The sequence below is a fragment of the Facklamia hominis CCUG 36813 genome, assembly GCF_000301035.1.
In the GTDB taxonomy this organism is placed as follows: domain Bacteria; phylum Bacillota; class Bacilli; order Lactobacillales; family Aerococcaceae; genus Facklamia; species Facklamia hominis.
This window is the reverse complement of sequence record NZ_JH932292.1, coordinates 1,880,753-1,897,623: the sequence shown is the minus strand read 5'-3', so window position 1 is coordinate 1,897,623 and position 16,871 is coordinate 1,880,753. Positions and strand designations below refer to the sequence as shown.

Genomic DNA, 16,871 nt, shown 5'->3' with positions numbered 1-16,871 from the left:
TTAGATGAACGAGCACGCGTGGCAACGACCTACTCTCACAGGAACAAAGTCCCCACTACCATCGGCGCTAAGAAGCTTAACTTCTGTGTTCGGCATGGTTACAGGTGTATCCTTCTTGCCCTCATCACCACACTGTGCCCTCTTTCACCTTGAGCGATTCTTCATCACTCAAAACTAAATAACACCCTACTTCCCTTGAAATTGTCTTGGTTAAGTCCTCGACCGATTAGTACTAGTCCGCTCCATTCATCACTGAACTTCCACTCCTAGCCTATCTACCTGATCGTCTCTCAGGGGTCTTAAATCTTGCGATTGGGAAATCTCATCTCGAAGCTGGCTTCCCGCTTAGATGCTTTCAGCGGTTATCCATCCCACACATAGCTACCCAGCGATGCTCCTGGCGGAACAACTGGTACACCAGCGGTGTGTCCATCCCGGTCCTCTCGTACTAAGGACAGCTCTTCTCAAATTTCCTACGCCCGCGACGGATAGGGACCGAACTGTCTCACGACGTTCTGAACCCAGCTCGCGTACCGCTTTAATGGGCGAACAGCCCAACCCTTGGGACCGACTTCAGCCCCAGGATGCGATGAGCCGACATCGAGGTGCCAAACCTCCCCGTCGATGTGAACTCTTGGGGGAGATAAGCCTGTTATCCCCAGGGTAGCTTTTATCCGTTGAGCGATGGCCCTTCCATGCGGTACCACCGGATCACTAAGCCCGACTTTCGTCCCTGCTCGACTTGTTGGTCTCGCAGTCAAGCTCCCTTCTGCCTTTGCACTCTTTGAATGATTTCCAACCATTCTGAGGGAACCTTTGGGCGCCTCCGTTACTCTTTAGGAGGCGACCGCCCCAGTCAAACTGCCCACCTGACACTGTCTTCCGTGTTCTTCACGCGAGTTAGAGGGTTCATATCACAAGGGTAGTATCCCACCAACGCCTCCTTGCATACTGGCGTACACAATTCTTAAGCTCCTACCTATCCTGTACATGTCACACAAACACTCAATATCAAGCTACAGTCAAGCTCCATGGGGTCTTTCCGTCCTGTCGCGGGTAACCGGCATCTTCACCGGTACTATAATTTCACCGAGTCTCTCGTTGAGACAGTGCCCAGATCGTTACGCCTTTCGTGCGGGTCGGAACTTACCCGACAAGGAATTTCGCTACCTTAGGACCGTTATAGTTACGGCCGCCGTTTACTGGGGCTTCAATTCGTACCTTCGCCGAAGCTAAGCACTCCTCTTAACCTTCCAGCACCGGGCAGGCGTCAGCTCCTATACATCATCTTTCGATTTAGCAGAAACCTGTGTTTTTGATAAACAGTCGCCTGGGCCTATTCACTGCGGCACACTTGCGTGTGCACCCCTTCTCCCGAAGTTACGGGGTCATTTTGCCGAGTTCCTTAACGAGAGTTCTCTCGCTCACCTCAGTATTCTCTACTTGACTACCTGTGTCGGTTTGCGGTACGGGTTGGTTCGACTCGCTAGAAGCTTTTCTCGACAGTTTGATGATCCACCTTCGCTACTTTTACTTCGCTCCAGGTCACAGCTCATGCTTTCTGCGACTAAGCATTTGACTCACTCGCACACTCACTGCTTCTACAGGCTCTTCCATCCGCCTGCGTGGACTTACCTCCTGTGTCCCTCCATTGCTCAAACGTCTTCCCAAGTACAGGAATCTCTACCTGTTATCCATCGCATACGCCGTTCGGCTTTTGCTTAGGTCCCGACTAACCCAGGGCGGACGAGCCTTCCCCTGGAAACCTTAGTCTATCGGTGGATGGGATTCTCACCCATCTTTCGCTACTCATACCGGCATTCTCACTTCTATGCGCTCCAAGGCTCCTTACGGTACCCCTTCGCCGCACATAGAACGCTCTCCTACCACTTACTCTAAAGTAAATCCACAGCTTCGGTGTCTTGTTTAGCCCCGGTACATTTTCGGCGCAGGGTCACTCGACTAGTGAGCTATTACGCACTCTTTCAATGATGGCTGCTTCTAAGCCAACATCCTAGCTGTCTATGCAACCCCACATCCTTTTCCACTTAACAAGTACTTTGGGACCTTAGCTGGTGGGCTGGGCTGTTTCCCTTTCGACGACGGATCTTATCACTCGCCGTCTGACTCCCAGAGTTAACAAGTTGGCATTCGGAGTTTATCTAGATTCAGTAACCCGTGTGGGCCCCTAGTCCAAACAGTGCTCTACCTCCATCTCTCATCCTCTGAGGCTATACCTAAATATATTTCGGAGAGAACCAGCTATCTCCAAGTTCGATTGGAATTTCTCCGCTACCCACACGTCATCTAAACATTTTTCAACATGTCCTAGTTCGGTCCTCCAGTGTGTCTTACCACACCTTCAACCTGCACATGGGTAGGTCACCTGGTTTCGGGTCGACGACCTTTGACTCTCGCCCTATTCAGACTCGCTTTCGCTTCGGCTCCGTTTCTTCAACTTAACCTCGCCACAAATCGTCACTCGCCGGTTCATTCTACAAAAGGCACGCCATCACCCCTTAACGGGCTCTGACTACTTGTAAGCACACGGTTTCAGGTACTCTTTCACTCCCCTCCCGGGGTGCTTTTCACCTTTCCCTCACGGTACTGGTTCACTATCGGTCACTAGGGAGTATTTAGCCTTACCAGATGGTCCTGGTGGATTCCGACGGGATTTCTCGTGTCCCGCCGTACTCAGGATACTCCTAAGCTGTCTCACTTTTCGTCTAAGGGGGTCTCACCCGCTTCGCCGCCCCTTCCCATGGGCTTCGACTAAGTGTTTCAGTCTTTCCTGGAGTCCTTCAACCCCAACGTGCATGCACGTTGGTTTGGGCTCTTCCCCGTTCGCTCGCCGCTACTTAGGGAATCATTCTTATTTTCTTTTCCTGCAGGTACTTAGATGTTTCAGTTCTCTGCGTCTACCTCTCTTTCGAGTGATACGGGTCTATCCGTATCGGGTTCCCCCATTCGGAAATCTCCGGTTCTTAGCGTACTTACCGCTCCCCGAAGCATATCGCTGTTCGTCGCGTCCTTCATCGGCTCCTAGTGCCAAGGCATTCACCGTGCGCCCTTCATTGCTTAACCACAATATTTTCGCTTATTTTTTATTCTATAACTTTCGTTATAGACTCGGTCAATTTCTCGGTTCATTATATCTTTTTAGAAATAATGGATTGTCATTGCTCGCATCCGAGTCAATGATCAATCTTGTTTGGTGTTATTCAGTTTTCAATGATCAAGTTGAGTTCGCTTTAAAGCTCACTCAAAACTAAATAAAGACAAATCCGTGTAAGTTCTTTTGGGATTTTTCCCGATAAGGTCAGAGTTGCCTCTTCCTTATCTTCCATTACTCCTTAGAAAGGAGGTGATCCAGCCGCACCTTCCGATACGGCTACCTTGTTACGACTTCACCCCAATCATCTGTCCCACCTTCGACGGCTCCCTCATAAAGTTAGGCCACCGGCTTCGGGTGTTACAAACTCTCGTGGTGTGACGGGCGGTGTGTACAAGACCCGGGAACGTATTCACCGCGGCGTGCTGATCCGCGATTACTAGCGATTCCGGCTTCATGTTCTCGAGTTGCAGAGAACAATCCGAACTGAGAATGGCTTTAAGAGATTCGCTTGCCCTTGCGAGTTCGCTGCTCGTTGTACCATCCATTGTAGCACGTGTGTAGCCCAGGTCATAAGGGGCATGATGATTTGACGTCATCCCCACCTTCCTCCGGTTTGTCACCGGCAGTCTCACTAGAGTCCCCATCTGAATGCTGGCAACTAGTGATAAGGGTTGCGCTCGTTGCGGGACTTAACCCAACATCTCACGACACGAGCTGACGACAACCATGCACCACCTGTCTTCTTGCCCCGAAGGGCTTCACCTATCTCTAGGCTATGCAAGAGATGTCAAGACCTGGTAAGGTTCTTCGCGTTGCTTCGAATTAAACCACATGCTCCACCGCTTGTGCGGGTCCCCGTCAATTCCTTTGAGTTTCAGCCTTGCGGCCGTACTCCCCAGGCGGAGTGCTTATTGCGTTAACTCCAGCACTGAAGGGTGGAAACCCTCCAACACTTAGCACTCATCGTTTACGGCGTGGACTACCAGGGTATCTAATCCTGTTTGCTCCCCACGCTTTCGAGCCTCAGCGTCAGTTACAGACCAGAAAGTCGCCTTCGCCACTGGTGTTCCTCCATATATCTACGCATTTCACCGCTACACATGGAATTCCACTTTCCTCTTCTGCACTCAAGTGACCCAGTTTCCAATGACCCTCCACGGTTGAGCCGTGGGCTTTCACATCAGACTTAAGTCACCGCCTGCGCTCCCTTTACGCCCAATAAATCCGGACAACGCTTGCCACCTACGTATTACCGCGGCTGCTGGCACGTAGTTAGCCGTGGCTTTCTGGTTAGATACCGTCACTCCGCTAACAGTTACTCTAGCGGTCGTTCTTCTCTAACAACAGTGCTTTACGATCCGAAGACCTTCTTCACACACGCGGCGTTGCTCCGTCAGGCTTGCGCCCATTGCGGAAGATTCCCTACTGCTGCCTCCCGTAGGAGTTTGGGCCGTGTCTCAGTCCCAATGTGGCCGATCACCCTCTCAGGTCGGCTATGCATCATTGCCATGGTAGGCCGTTACCCCACCATCTAGCTAATGCACCGCGGAGCCATCCTTTTGCGACAGCCGAAGCCGTCTTTCCTTCGTTGATCATGCGATCTGCGATTCTATGCGGTATTAGTCATCGTTTCCAATGGTTATCCCCCGCAAAAGGGTAGGTTCTCCACGTGTTACTCACCCGTGCGCCACTAACTTTGCCGGGAACAAGTTCCTAGCTCCGTTCGTTCGACTTGCATGTATTAGGCACGCCGCCAGCGTTCGTCCTGAGCCAGGATCAAACTCTCATGAAAGTTCATGAGTCTCTTGACTCTTGATTTTTTGCTGACTGTTTTTTATCCTGCTTGTCTGCAGTGTCTCGAATTTATTTCGATTGAATTGATCTGATTTCTCAATCAGAACCCTTACACATTTTGGTGTTTGTCTTTATTCAGTTTTCAATGAGCTTTCGTTGCCCTCTCAAGTGACAACTTCTATATATTACCACGCGATCGATTCTTTGTCAAACATTTTTTATAACTTTTTTAATGTTTTTTTCTTTCGATCGGATGTCCTTTGCCGGACAAGTGTTAATATATCATATTGTCATCCGTTTTGTCAATGCTTTTTTAAAATTATTTTTTTAAGCATTGTTCTTTGTTCGAACAACAAAAATCATTTTATACCGATTGGTTATAAAAGTCAACACTTATTTAATAATTTTAAAAAAAGGCAGCTGATTACTCAGCTGCCTGTACTTCTTCATTTTGCTAAATACTATTTTTGCTTCAGTTGAGCCTGTAAATCCTCATACCCGGGCTTACCTAACAATGCAAACATATTCTTCTTATAGGCTTCTACACCAGGTTGATCAAAAGGATTTATTCCATTTAGATATCCGGATATGGCAACAGCCATTTCAAAGAATATAATAAGTTCTCCTAGAGCTTCTTCATTCATATTGTCGATCTCTAAGATACTTATCGGAGTTTGTCCGTCTTGGTGAGCTATAACTGTCCCTTCTAATGCTTTTTCATTAATTTCTGAGACCTGTCTACCTTGTAGATATTTTAAACCATCTAGATCCTCTTCAATTTCTGGCACACTGATATCTTTTCGCACATTTGAGAATCTTAATACTGTTTCAAAGAGATTTCTTTTTCCTTCTTGAATCATTTGCCCAATCGAATGAAGATCCGTTGTAAAATTTGCTGTCATTGGGAATAATCCCCTATGATTCTTCCCTTCCGATTCCGCATATAGTTGTTTCCACCACTCTCCAAAAGGCTGCAAGGCTGGTTCGTTATTTACTAAAATCTCAATATCCTTACCCTTACGATATAAACAATTACGTATCATTGCATAGCGCATGGCTGAATTCTCATGATAGTTATCCATCCGATACTTGTTTGTAGCATCTTGTGCCCCTTGCATCAAGCGATCAATATCTGCACCCGTCACTGCTATCGGTAGTAATCCTACGGGGGTTAAGACTGTAAAACGACCACCAATGCCATCTGGGATCGTGAATGTTTCATACCCCTCCTCTTGAGCCTCTTTTTTTAAAGCTCCTTTTTTAGAATCCGTCGTTACATAAATTCGATTTCTTGCTTCGTCTTTTCCATATTTTGCAATTAGTTTTTGTTTAAATATTCTAAAGGCAATAGCTGGTTCAGTTGTCGTACCTGATTTTGAGATTACATTAATTGAAAACGATCGGTCACCCATGACTTCGATTAAGTCTTGTATTTGTGTGGATGATAAATGATTCCCAACAAAAAAAACTTGTGGTAATGATTTACTTTTAGCTAGTAGGTTATAATACGAATGATTTAAAAAATCGATAGCTGCTTTAGCTCCTAAATAAGAGCCTCCAATACCGATAACAATCAAGACTTCCGAATCCGACTGAATTTTCTGAGCAGCTTGTTTAATTCGATTAAACTCTTCTATATTATATTGAATGGGCCAATCAACCCAATCCGTAAAATCATTACCCGCTCCATCCTTTGTTAATAGTTGCTGGAGTGCCAGCTTGGCGTAAGGAGCAAGCTGGTCTAACTCAACCTCTTCGATAAATGGTTGCATGCTCTGTGTATGATATTGAATATGTGTCATGGATAACCTCCTAAACCTTTATTTTTGTCTTAAATTCATCGTGATCAATTGAATCGACTGCTTCCTCAATCCATTGTGGCATTTTATCAGCCAAGGTCTTAAAACCAATATTGGGTAAGGGGCGGCGTTTTCTTTTTCTTCTTACTGGAAATGGAGAAATATTCAACTTATGTAAAGCACGCATTGATAAGGAGATTTTTTGATTAAATTCATCAATATCAATGATGATAACCTTAACTTTTTGACCAATTTTTACAAATTCATTAATATCCCCCATAAAACCATGTTTACACTCAGAGATATGAACAAGTCCCTGTTCTTCTTCCGATAACTTAACAAAAACGCCATAATTTTGAATTCCTGTAACCTCTCCTTCAATGATATCTCCAATTTTAAATGATGTTGCTTGCAACGATATAGCCCCTTTCTATGATAAAAGCTGAATCTTTTTGATCACTACATCTTCTTCGGGTCGATCAAAAGCATTTGTTTTGGCTTCTTGAATTTCTAAGACCACATCCATCCCTTCTTCTACCTGCCCGAACACAGTATGACGCTGATCCAACCAAGGTGTTCCCCCTAGCTCTTGATAAGCATCAATAATCGGTTCCTCATAGCCAGCTAGTACCATTTGCGACAGCATATCTTCATTGACTTCAGGACAAGATACAATAAAGAATTGACTTCCATTCGTATTAGGGCCTGCATTAGCCATAGATAAAGCTCCATATAAATTGAATAATTCATCAGAAAATTCATCTTCAAAGGGCTCTCCCCAGAGGCTCTCTCCACCCATACCACTCGCAGTAGGGTCTCCCCCTTGAATCATAAAATCCTTGATCACTCGGTGAAATACTACATCATCATAATAGCCTTTCTCTATTAAACCTAAAAAATTTTCAACTGTTTTAGGAGCATGTTTAGGAAATAAAACAATTTTTATCTTTCCTTTATTAGTTTCCATTATCACTCTTGGTAAGTCTTGACGTTCTTCTTTATTAATCTGTGGATATTTTTTCATTGCCACCCACTCCTTCATATCTTTTAATATCTCTCTTATTCTACCGCAAATAAAAACTAATTTATAGTTAAAGCCGTGAGTTTTTGATATGATAGATAATGAATATATTTGATAGAAGGGGCTAGCTTATGAACTATCCATTAATTTCAGCGATCACTGCTATTTTCTTTGCCCAAGCAATTAAACTACCGATTGCTTATTTTTCCCGTAAATCGCCAAGTATAAATATCGTTACTTCAACAGGAGGAATGCCTTCCTCTCACTCAGCTGCAGTTGCTAGTTTGATTGCTTCCTTAATTTTTCAAGAAGGCTTCTCGTCACCTTTCGTGGCGATCGCCACTATCTTCGGGGTTATCGTCATGTTTGACTCTATGGGAGTTCGCCGGCAAAGTGGTGAACTAGGAGTAGTCATTAACCAACTCCTAATGTATATAGCTAATCAATCAAAATTGAGCCCCGATCAAATCCTACAAAAAGCCTTAACAGATCAATCAATAAACAAAAATATTGATGATTATGAGGACTTAGTCATTACTAAATATAAAGGTCATAAACCGACCGAAGTCTTTGCGGGGATCATTACTGGCGGCTTCGTTGCCTTAATTCTGCAATTAATCTATTTCAAATTTAATTAGGAGGAATCTATTTGAAGCAAGAAATTTTTGATATAACAATTATCGGAGCAGGACCCGTTGGATTGTTTACAGCTTTTTATGCTCAGATGCGAAACGCCAAGGTAAAAGTGATCGATTCCTTGGAAGGAGTTGGTGGCCAACCCAGTTTTCTTTATGGTGAAAAAATAATTTATGACATTCCTGCCTATCCTGCAATTAAAGGTAAGGACTTAGGCGAAAAGCTTCTACAACAACTTGATCATTTCGATACGTGTTTTTGTTTAGGCGAAGAGGTTCAATCCATTGAACAAATCGAGTCTAATCTTTATCAATTACAAACCCCTAAACAAAATCATCTCAGCCGAACCATCATTATTGCAGCTGGAAACGGCGCCTTCCAACCACGAAAATTAGACCTAGAAGAAGCAGCTAACTTTGAAGGAAAATCACTCCATTACCTAGTACAGGACCCCTATTTCTTTAAAGACCAAACCATTGCCATCTGTGGTGGTGGCGATTCTGCCCTTGACTGGGCCTTAAGCTTAGAACCTATCTGTAAAAAAATCTATCTAATTCATCGACGACCGCAATTTCGAGCGATGGAACATACGGTTACTTTAGTTGAACAATCTTCTGTCGAACTTGTCACACCCTATCTATTAAAAAGCATTCACACTAGCCAACAGGGCCTACCTACCCTTAACTTAACCAAAGTAAAAGGGACGGATGAAGTAACACTTGAGGTTGATCACTTAATCGTTAATTATGGTTTTACTTCATCCATTGGGCCTATTAAAAATTGGCCCCTCGAATTTGATAGAAATCAAATTCTGGTAGATAGCCATCTTGAAACAAAATTACCTGGTGTGTTTGCTATTGGCGATATTGCCCAGTACCCAGGAAAAGTTCGAATTATTGCAAGTGGCTTTGGTGAAGCCCCTCTCGCTGTACATTACGCCCTACAACGCATTAATCCTGATAAACCAATTTTACCGATCCATTCTAGTTCAATTTTTGAAGGAGCTTATCATGACACAAACTCATAATATGATGAATGAAGATTTATTAAAAAAACAAGCCTACTATTTGCTAAATGTTCGCGGAGTTACGATTGATGATATTGCCGATATAGTCTTTCAACTACAAAAAGACTATGTCGACGACCTAACCTTAGATCGTTGCAAGGAAAATATTGAAGCTGTATTAGAAAAGAGAGAGGTGCAAAATGCCGTTATCACTGGGATTGAGTTAGATATTGCCGCTGAAAATGGTCATCTCTCTCCAGTTCTATCTGATATGCTGATGCGCGACGAATCCCTATATGGAATCGATGAAATTCTTATCTTATCTATTGTCAATGTCTATGGCTCAATTGGACTAACTAACTTCGGTTATGTTGATAAACTGAAACCTGGAATTATCGGAAAATTAAATGATGAGAAGGAAACTCGCTGCAATACCTTTATTGATGATATTGTAGGAGCATTAGCTGCAGCTGCTGCTAGCCGAATAGCCCACAGTAGTCATCATTAATCTGATCTTCCAGTTAGTAAAAATGAAGAGGCTGAGACCATTTGGTCCCAGCCTCTTTCATTTAGATTTTCTTATGTCTTAAAATCTGCTAATATGTCTCTTTCTAGCATGCCCTATACTCGCTATTTAATTTTCTTCCGTAGAATAAACTGAATAAACATCATAATAATCTCATAGAATAAAATAATCCAAATCAAAAAATATAAGAAGAGCGATTGCGGCAACATATTGATAACCGGATCTGTTAAAGGATCAAATAACCATAACTGATTATTAAAGAAAATCTGATGAAATGTTACAAACAGAGGTTCAAATGCAAAAACAGCAATAAACAATACCACTAAAGGCAACAAATACCCTCCCTTAAAAAATAAAGATATCCCAGGTATTTTCCTTTTTCGCAAACGGATTTTAAAGCACAGATAGATGCTGACTACTAATAAAATCATCATTATTAAAAAAAGGATTTGAACACGAAGCTTAACATCAATAAAATGTTGTAATCCACCCTGGGAAAAAGAAAAATCTGGCAGGGATAACTTGCTTGTTTTAGGATTTAGGATATATTCGATCAAAGCATTAAAATTAACCAAGATTTGTTGCTCACTCAAACCCAGCATTTGTGGCAACTGAGTAAATTTCAAAAAAAACGCATATAAAAACGACGAAAAAAGAAAGACTAAACAAATCGCTAATGAAAGACTAAATAGCACAAAGTGCAACATCATAAAAAAATTTTGTGTTATTTGTTTCATGAACCAATCAACTCTCCTAAGTCATTAATAATATAGCTTGGTTGATAGCTGAAGTTTGACACATCTTCTTTCGCTGTCACTCCAGTCAAGACCAAACAAGTATCAACCCCAGCCAAATGCCCCGCTTGAATGTCTGTTTGATAATTATCACCAATCATTAACACTTGATCTTTGTTTAAGTTCATGCGTCGCACCGCCGATTCAACAATCGAAGGTGAAGGCTTTCCAATAAGAAAAGGGTCTTTTTCACTTGCCTCCATCAAAAAACGAGTAATTGCACCTGAACTAGGTGCCAATCCAAGCTCGGTTGGTATAAGTCGATCCCGATTCGTGACAATAAAATCAGCCCCATTCAATAAGCATTGACAGGCAAGAGTCAATCGTTGATAGTTTAAATGACGATCTAGGGCCTGTAGTACCACTTGCGCCTGATTTGAATCAGTAACAGCATAACCGGCTTTTTGAACTTCGGCTTTTAAAAAATCTTCCCCTAAAACAAAAACCCTACTGGATCTCTCATAATTCTCTTGAAGATATTCAATAGCCGCGACTGCTGAAGTATAAATTTGAGAGATTTCAACGGGTAATTGTAAATCAACTTTTAGTTGATTATAAATTGTCGAGACAGGACGCGTTGCATTATTTGTCATAAATAAATACTGGCGCTTAGACCTATCTAAATAATGGATAAATTGTTCGGACAAGGGCAAGCGATTACTTCCTACATAAGTTGTGCCATCTAAATCCAAAATATAACCTTGATACGTTTTCATCGAGTCTTCCTTTACTAACGCTTCCCCTTATTATGATGGTGAATGGTGAACGACTTTTTCTCTTTCGTAGCTTGCACCCGTGAATTTTCTTTTGCTGCCCTTTTATGAGTGTGCACACTTATTTTAAAATCAGTGTGCTTTTCACTCGGACTGGTAGAAGAACTATTTTTATTTTTACGACGAGTCTTAGGATTAACAGATACTCTATCAAAATTGATAGAAGTGGTAGCATGTCGATTCCGATTTGTACGTCGATGACCCGAAGGAGCTTCCTTAACAGTCAATTTTCCTGCAAAAAGAGCTTCAAGTCGCTCAGGATATTCATCCAAAGCTGTTTGTTTAGCTAATAAAAAATACTTGCTCCCAAAATTACAATATTCCTTGATGTAATCGTCTAAACTATCAATAAGTTGATCACTAACAACATTTGGTGTTCCTATTTGATAAAAGCCTCTCAAACGCAGCTGCCCGAATGCCCAATCCCCTAGGATAAAATCAAATTTAGAAAAGTAGTCTTGGTAACGTCGACTAAAATCATCAAAATGATAGGCTTCTTTTTGATCTAGGACTATAACATATAACTCTTCATTTAATAAAACCCGATCGTTATCCAACGCGTGAATAGATTTACTAGGTTCCAATAAGTTTGCATCCTTTTGAACTTGTTCTTCAAAGAAATGATCCAAGTCTACTTCAATCTTTTTAAAGTCTTTATCTCGCATTATTTCCTCCTTAAATCAACATCGTTTCTATGGTCAAAAACGTTTTTACTCTATACTCTTTCAAATAATACCTTAATTTCTCGACCATGGCTAATTATAAATGTGAATGTCTGCATCCATATGACCATCATTCAACTGCCCAAAATTCTCTCTAAACAATAGGATTGAATCAGGAAGCTTTAAGAACCGTCAATAAGTGATCCCGTATAACCGATACCTATTTTCTAAAGGGCTCAAAAAAGTAAAATTATAACCCCTATTCAGACTTACCTGTCCATCAAAAGACTATAAAATAATTATACATTCTATCGTTCATGATCCATCTATTTATGCCAAAAAGGCTCTAAATAAATAATCAAGATTTGCTGGTATCGAATCATACATTAGGAATGCTGCTATTAAATTGGCAACCAAGTAAAAAGGCTGTGACACTCCTACCACAGCCTTGGTCTTTTCTTAGAATACAGCCATCAACAGAAATAACACTATCATACCAATTAACACAAAGATGCCGTACCGTAAATATTCTTTAGATAGCTGCTGAACCGGACGTTTAACTAGATAAAAACCAGCTAAAACAACCAGTACAATTCCTAATAAAGCTGCTTGAAGTTCACGACTTAAAAAAGCTGCTAATAATAAAACAAAAGGTACAATCACCCCTGCAGAAATTAAGGGTAATCCTAAATAATATCCCTCTATCTCGACAGCGTCTCCTTGAAATACCTCGGGTCTATTAAAATGTGCCAAACGTAAACTAACCGCTAGAAGATAAAGGGTTAAAATAAAGATACTCCAAGTCTGTCCACCTGAAGTGCTTAACAATAAGGCAACTGGCAGCAAGCCAAAAGCCACAAAATCCGATTGGACCTCAATCTCTAACCCTAAAGATAAAGCTTCTTCTGAGGCATCAAATTGATTAGCAATATCCATTGAAAATACCTTTAAAATTGTACAAACCAATAACGAAATATTAGCATATTCAACTTGATGGATATAAGCGAAACCCACTCCAACAATTGCAAATACCAATCGAATTAAATAGACTAAATTTGAACGATAAAATCTTACAAGCATGGTGTCCTTCCCCTTTCATTACTCATATTGTACGAACTAATTGTTCAACTAGCAAGTATTTTCTAATAAGTTTAAAAAATTGCATGTCCGCTCTGTATTCGCTATACTAAAATAAAACACACTATAGATAAGGACGAAGATATATGACTTGGAAAATTATTACCGACTCGGGATCAGACTTTCGTTCAATCTCCGATATCACTTCGGATATTTCCTTCGAAGTCGTTCCTTTAATTTTAAATATCGATCATCAAATCTATCACGATACTACTGATTTAGACATTTCCGAAATGATCCAAACGATGACCCAGAGCCAATCCGCATCAACAACTGCTTGCCCCGCTCCTGACTCTTATGTACAAGCCTTCAAAGATGCTGAAAATATACTTTGTTTCACGCTATCTTCTCAGATTTCAGGATCGTACAACTCGGCCAGTCTCGCAAAAGACCTTGTCTTGGAAGAAAACCCTAAGCAGAACATTCAGATAATTGACTCTCGTTCTGCTGGTGCTGAAATCGACTTATTGATCTTAAAAGCTATTGAACTCATTCAAGCAAACCATTCTTTTGAAACAGTCATTTCTGAAATTAATCACTTCCATGAAAAAACCAAGGTCAACTTCTTATTAGAATCAGTGGATTCTTTAGTTAAAAATGGACGAGTTTCTAAAATTATTGGACAAATGATTGGCCTTCTAGGAATTCGACTTATTGGAAAAAGAAGTCCTGAAGGCACTATCGAATTAGCCCAAAAGACAAAGGGGATTAAGCGCGCCTACAAAGCGTTGATCCGTGAAATGGAAAAGAGTGGTTTTAATGGCGGACAAGTAGTCATTAGTCATGTACAAAATCATACTGCTGCCGAAGAGTTAGCCAATCTTATCCGTGAAATTTACCCTCAAACGGAACTTCTTATCCTTCCTTGTTCTGGTTTATGCTCTTTTTATGCCCAAGATAAGGGCTTAATCATTGGCTATCATCAATAATTTGAATAATATTAAAAATTAAAGAGGCCGCATCTTTTATGATGTTGGCCTCTTTAACATTTCTTATATTTTTTACTTCACCCTTGAACAATAGGATTAATTAACCCCTTGAATGCTCAAAAAAACGAATAATTTGACTAATAATCGCTTGTATTGTTTGATCTTCGCTCATCAGTAATTCATGTTTTTCATAAGGGATAAAGATATTTAAAGAATGTGGTAAATAGTACATTAAATTTAAAGGGCCCTCCTGACTCACCAATACATCCTTACCTGGTCTAAACACCAGACATGGGACATCAATTAATTGAATAGCTTCAGGTCGATTAATCACTTGTAAGTAATCTAAGGCTGCCTTAAGCCAATTAATTGAGCCAGAATGAGTGGGATAAGAATGGAGTTTATAATTCAATTGATGATAAAACGCTCCCCGAACATCCGAAGTATCTAATGAATTGTGTTCATGATATGTTAACCGACTTTGGCTATCTTTGGCATAAGTACTTGGTATATAATCATCACCCTTTCCTATCAGCTTTAATAAATCCGCTATCATATGCATCTGTCCTAAACTCATCTTACCACTTCTAATCGATAGCATGGGCGACATTAATACCACCCCATTAATCATTGATACGTGTTTTTCAGCAAAACCAGTAACTACCGCCCCTCCCATTGAATGACCCAATAACCAAATTGGTAGGGACGAATGAGTCAATTCACCTGCACGCTGAACCATCTGCCATAAATCTAATTCATAAAGGCTAAAATCTTCGATATCAATTTGAGTCTGTTTAGTTCTACACTTAGATAGTCCGTGTCCTCTCGCATCATAAGTTAAAACCGAGATATTTGCTTGCAAAAGATAATAGACTAGCTCTGAAAATTTTTCCTGATACTCATTAAAACCATGAACTAAGACAAATACAGCTTTGGCTTTATCTGCTTGAAAAAATGAATAATGAATCTTTTGTTTTCCAGAGTTTAACACGCTAACTGTTTTTCTTTGGTGAAGATAAGGCTCTAATTCATTTTGCCATTGATTATTATAAGTTTCTTCTCTAATCCAATTCAATGAAAGTGGAGGCTTATTTTTATTTAATAAGCGTTCTTGATGAACCAACTTCTTTAATGGATGAGCATATCGCTTTGATAATTGAATAGCCTGATATGTTAGTAGACCCATTCCTGCTAGAAGCCAATATCGTTTTTTCATTTGTTTCTCCTTTCGTTTCTAAATTAATCCATTTTTCTTTGCAAATTATGCCCTCTCGATTCTATCAGTCGCATTGATATATGTCCCAACCGTAAAGTTATTTTTTCCTCACCAATCGACCCCACTGTATAATTATGATGCACGGACTTTTCATTCAAAAACTGATGAATCTGAGCCATACTTTGATCTGGCCGAACAGTATAGACCAATTCTGCTGATTCCACCCCCCCAGAATCAAATTGAGGTCCCTGAAGATCTGATATTAAGAGTAAATCAGCATGCGGCTCTTCTGAATTAAAGCTCAACAAATAATGGTTGTTAGTCTCTTCCAACACCACTACTTCAAACAAATCTTGAAGAGCTGCAACAAAATCACGACAATAGGCTAAACGTAAGACCACTGGTCCCTTAACCCCATTTAAAGACTGATAATCAGAATCTGTGTGAATTCCTACCCAATAATTAATACCTTCTTGCAAGAAAAATATTAGTCCCTTTCCTATCAATGGGAGTTTTTCAATATGGTAATCAATCTTCAATTGAATCAGTCTTTTTATAAGATGATCGAATTGATCGATACCAGACATATAAAAGCAAACTCCTTCAATATGATTTGTGCCTAATTGGAAATGAGTGATTGGCTGAATGGCTCTAAAGTCTAGATAATAACTAAAATTATTCCACTGATTTTTACTCTTATCTATTTCTCCCTTATTCATGGGCTTAAAAAAGCTCGTCTTAAATAAAGAATCTAATAAAGCAATCTCTTTTTTAGGGTGGTTCAGAAAAACCTTCAATGAATCTAATCCCTCCAACTTAATGACCAATCTAAGCCCTCCTTATAAAAATAAGAGGTTGTTATAAGCAACAACCCCCTATAATCAACTGTCTATCAGTTTAACTAATAACTGAATTAAAAGTAACGAAATTCGTTAAATTGATCAACCTCATTCCCTAATAGTTAAACTGAGTATCCATAATTTGTTCCAAAACCGCTAGGTATTTGTTTGCCAAATACTTAGCCATCGGTAGATTATGATCCAAATAATTTCCACAATCAGCAGCAGTAGCTCCGGGAATATCTCCTTCATAATCCGCGACAAATTTGAAAGCGTCTTTTAATAAATCTAATAGTGCTTGACCTTGTAGCTTATCAGTCACAATTAAATAAAAACCTGTACGGCATCCCATCGGTCCAAAATAAATGATTTCATTTTTAACGGATGCTTCGTTTCGCAGATAGGTCGCTAATAAATGTTCAATCGTATGCATTTCTGCTGTATTCATTACAGGCTCAATATTCGGTGCCGTCATTCTTAGATCGTAGGTCATTAACTCCCGATTATCAATTTGATCCTTACGCGATAAATACACCCCTGGTTTTAGCTTTAAATGATCAATGGTAAAACTTGCGATTTTTTCCATATACACCCTCCATTCTCTTTCAATTTAATGAATTCAAT

Annotated in this window: 14 protein-coding genes and 3 rRNA genes; 4 read left to right on the top strand and 13 right to left on the bottom strand. The window is 40.5% G+C overall.

Features of this window, described 5'->3' with window-relative positions; genetic code table 11:
* Window positions 1–16: 16 nt before the first annotated feature.
* From rrf to HMPREF9706_RS08790, 6 genes are all read right to left on the bottom strand, one after another.
* Window positions 17–132, bottom strand: a 5S ribosomal RNA gene (rrf, locus tag HMPREF9706_RS08815).
* 74 nt (window positions 133–206) lie between these two features.
* A 23S ribosomal RNA gene (locus HMPREF9706_RS08810) occupies window positions 207–3,084 on the bottom strand.
* A 273-nt stretch (window positions 3,085–3,357) separates the two neighbouring features.
* A 16S ribosomal RNA gene (locus HMPREF9706_RS08805) occupies window positions 3,358–4,907 on the bottom strand.
* Together the 16S, 23S and 5S rRNA genes form the textbook arrangement of a ribosomal RNA operon.
* 463 nt (window positions 4,908–5,370) lie before the next feature.
* Window positions 5,371–6,711 carry a glucose-6-phosphate isomerase gene (locus HMPREF9706_RS08800; protein ID WP_006909026.1) on the bottom strand — a complete coding sequence of 447 codons (1,341 nt, stop codon included), beginning with the start codon at window positions 6,709–6,711 and terminating at the stop codon, window positions 5,371–5,373.
* 10 nt (window positions 6,712–6,721) lie between these two features.
* Complete coding sequence (locus HMPREF9706_RS08795) at window positions 6,722–7,123, bottom strand: CvfD/Ygs/GSP13 family RNA-binding post-transcriptional regulator (RefSeq protein WP_006909025.1); 402 nt, start codon at window positions 7,121–7,123, stop codon at window positions 6,722–6,724.
* Window positions 7,124–7,138: 15 nt separating this feature from the next.
* Window positions 7,139–7,732 (bottom strand): peptidylprolyl isomerase, encoded by a 594-nt coding sequence (locus tag HMPREF9706_RS08790; protein WP_006909024.1) that lies wholly within the window; start codon window positions 7,730–7,732, stop codon window positions 7,139–7,141.
* Between the two features lie 128 nt (window positions 7,733–7,860).
* Between HMPREF9706_RS08790 and HMPREF9706_RS08785 the strand changes: the two genes are divergently transcribed.
* From HMPREF9706_RS08785 to HMPREF9706_RS08775, 3 genes are read left to right on the top strand one after another with little or no spacing between them, the layout of a single operon-like run.
* Window positions 7,861–8,367 (top strand): divergent PAP2 family protein, encoded by a 507-nt coding sequence (locus tag HMPREF9706_RS08785; protein WP_006909023.1) that lies wholly within the window; start codon window positions 7,861–7,863, stop codon window positions 8,365–8,367.
* An 11-nt stretch (window positions 8,368–8,378) separates the two neighbouring features.
* Complete coding sequence (locus HMPREF9706_RS08780) at window positions 8,379–9,392, top strand: NAD(P)/FAD-dependent oxidoreductase (protein ID WP_006909022.1); 1,014 nt, start codon at window positions 8,379–8,381, stop codon at window positions 9,390–9,392.
* Window positions 9,376–9,879, top strand: a complete 504-nt coding sequence (locus tag HMPREF9706_RS08775; RefSeq protein ID WP_006909021.1) for a phosphatidylglycerophosphatase A family protein — start codon at window positions 9,376–9,378, stop codon at window positions 9,877–9,879. Before HMPREF9706_RS08780 ends, HMPREF9706_RS08775 begins: the two co-directional genes overlap by 17 nt.
* 122 nt (window positions 9,880–10,001) lie before the next feature.
* On the opposite strand, the gene HMPREF9706_RS08770 is transcribed toward HMPREF9706_RS08775, so the two are convergent.
* The 4 genes from HMPREF9706_RS08770 to HMPREF9706_RS08755 all read right to left on the bottom strand — a co-directional run bounded on the left by HMPREF9706_RS08770 (window position 10,002) and on the right by HMPREF9706_RS08755 (window position 13,206).
* Complete coding sequence (locus HMPREF9706_RS08770; RefSeq protein WP_006909020.1) at window positions 10,002–10,634, bottom strand: TIGR01906 family membrane protein; 633 nt, start codon at window positions 10,632–10,634, stop codon at window positions 10,002–10,004.
* The gene (locus tag HMPREF9706_RS08765; protein ID WP_006909019.1) at window positions 10,631–11,407 is read right to left on the bottom strand and encodes an HAD-IIA family hydrolase; all 777 of its coding nucleotides are present in this window, start codon (window positions 11,405–11,407) and stop codon (window positions 10,631–10,633) included. Before HMPREF9706_RS08765 ends, HMPREF9706_RS08770 begins: the two co-directional genes overlap by 4 nt.
* A 14-nt stretch (window positions 11,408–11,421) precedes the next feature.
* On the bottom strand, window positions 11,422–12,129 hold the full coding sequence (locus HMPREF9706_RS08760) for a YutD family protein (protein WP_006909018.1): 708 nt from the start codon (window positions 12,127–12,129) through the stop codon (window positions 11,422–11,424).
* Window positions 12,130–12,585: 456 nt separating this feature from the next.
* Window positions 12,586–13,206, bottom strand: coding sequence for a CDP-alcohol phosphatidyltransferase family protein (locus HMPREF9706_RS08755; RefSeq protein ID WP_006909017.1), 621 nt, complete (start codon window positions 13,204–13,206; stop codon window positions 12,586–12,588).
* Window positions 13,207–13,349: 143 nt separating this feature from the next.
* Between HMPREF9706_RS08755 and HMPREF9706_RS08750 the strand changes: the two genes are divergently transcribed.
* Window positions 13,350–14,192, top strand: coding sequence for a DegV family protein (locus tag HMPREF9706_RS08750; protein ID WP_006909016.1), 843 nt, complete (start codon window positions 13,350–13,352; stop codon window positions 14,190–14,192).
* A 100-nt stretch (window positions 14,193–14,292) separates the two neighbouring features.
* Here HMPREF9706_RS08750 and HMPREF9706_RS08745 read toward each other — a convergent pair whose 3' ends face one another.
* The 3 genes from HMPREF9706_RS08745 to HMPREF9706_RS08735 form a co-directional block, all read right to left on the bottom strand.
* Window positions 14,293–15,408: an alpha/beta fold hydrolase gene (locus HMPREF9706_RS08745; protein WP_006909015.1), complete on the bottom strand. Its 1,116-nt coding sequence runs from the start codon at window positions 15,406–15,408 to the stop codon at window positions 14,293–14,295.
* A 23-nt stretch (window positions 15,409–15,431) separates the two neighbouring features.
* A complete protein-coding gene (locus HMPREF9706_RS08740) occupies window positions 15,432–16,235 on the bottom strand; it encodes a hypothetical protein (protein ID WP_006909014.1) in 804 nt (267 codons plus the stop codon).
* A gap of 127 nt (window positions 16,236–16,362) precedes the next feature.
* The gene (locus tag HMPREF9706_RS08735; RefSeq protein ID WP_006909013.1) at window positions 16,363–16,833 is read right to left on the bottom strand and encodes an S-ribosylhomocysteine lyase; all 471 of its coding nucleotides are present in this window, start codon (window positions 16,831–16,833) and stop codon (window positions 16,363–16,365) included.
* Window positions 16,834–16,871 lie beyond the last annotated feature (38 nt).